A 1188-nucleotide genomic window follows, 5' to 3' on the forward strand; every position below is an offset into this window, starting at 1 on the left:
TGTCCTTCCCCCCTAAAACTGGGCCACTACATTGGTCTTGAGAGGGGAATATGGAATGGCACGGAAACGGCATTCGGACGAAGATGTATTGAAGCTGCTGCGTGAGATTGAGCTGAAGCTGACGGGAGGAAGTGACGTTGCATCGGCGTGTCGTAGCGTCGGCATCAGCGATGCGACATATTACAACTGGCGGAAACGGTTTGGTGGTATGGGACGGTCGCAGTTGTCGGAGATGCGCAGCCTAGAAAAGGAGAATGGGCGTCTCAAGAAGATCGTCGCTGAGCTTGAACTGGACAAGCTGATCCTCAAAGAAAGCCTGAACTACTTAAAGCCGAGGGCCTGACGACTGGGGAACTCCGTCAGGCCGTTATTCATACGCGCCAAAAGCTCGCTACCTCGGAGCGGAGGACCTGCCGGGTCGTCGGTCTGGCGCGAAGCTCCCTGCAATATCGACCCGCGCCAAAAGACGATGATGCTCTACGGCTGGCTTTGATCCGCCTGGCCAAGCAATATGGGCGCTACGGCTATCGTAAGGTTTTGGAACTCCTGCGCATCGAAGGCTGGTGGGTCAATCATAAGAAGGTTGAGCGTCTCTGGCATGAGGAAGGGCTGCAGCTTCCGCAGCGCCACAAGAAGCGCAAACGACTTTATCACAAGGACAGCTCGATCATCCGCCTGAGGCCGACGCATCCGAACCACATCTGGAGCATTGACTTCGTTCACGACAAGCTCAGCAATGGACGGAGTTACAAAATGCTGACCGTTCTAGATGAGTACACCCGGCAGGCTCTGGCCGTGGAAGTCCGCAGCAGGATGGGCGCCGAAGATGTTCTGGAGGCGCTGTATCCGCTGCTCCTCTGCCATGGCACGCCGGAGTATATCCGCTCCGACAACGGCCCTGAGTTCGTAGCCAAGGCGATGCAGGAGTGGTTGGTTCGCGTTGGTGTTAGACCAATTAGAATCTATCCGGGGTCCCCTTGGGAAAACGGATACAACGAGAGGTTCAACGGCACTCTCCGGCACGAGATCCTCAACGCTGAATGGTTCACAACAACGAAACAGGCACAGATCGTCATCAATCATTGGCTTAAGCAGTACAACCACACACGTCCGCACCAGGCTCTGAACATGCGACCACCAGTGCCAGAAACTCTAATCAGAAATGGCACAGAACTTGGGGGCTAGACA

At 55.3% G+C, this 1188-nt stretch carries 2 protein-coding genes; both read left to right on the forward strand.

Annotation, left to right across the window (positions count from 1 at the left end; genetic code table 11):
* Nucleotides 1–55 precede the first annotated feature (55 nt).
* The gene (locus BOA8489_RS20025) at nt 56–343 is read left to right on the forward strand and encodes a transposase (RefSeq protein WP_093976064.1); all 288 of its coding nucleotides are present in this window, start codon (nt 56–58) and stop codon (nt 341–343) included.
* A gap of 26 nt (nt 344–369) precedes the next feature.
* Nucleotides 370–1185 (forward strand): IS3 family transposase, encoded by an 816-nt coding sequence (locus BOA8489_RS20030; protein WP_245814016.1) that lies wholly within the window; start codon nt 370–372, stop codon nt 1183–1185.
* Nucleotides 1186–1188: the final 3 nt, after the last annotated feature.

Source organism: Boseongicola aestuarii, assembly GCF_900184815.1.
Lineage (GTDB): Bacteria > Pseudomonadota > Alphaproteobacteria > Rhodobacterales > Rhodobacteraceae > Boseongicola > Boseongicola aestuarii.

Bases quoted from the DNA above. Each gene is read 5' to 3' on its own strand.
- BOA8489_RS20025 (WP_093976064.1), top strand. From the start codon at position 56: ATGGCACGGAAACGGCATTCGGACGAAGATGTATTGAAGCTGCTGCGT.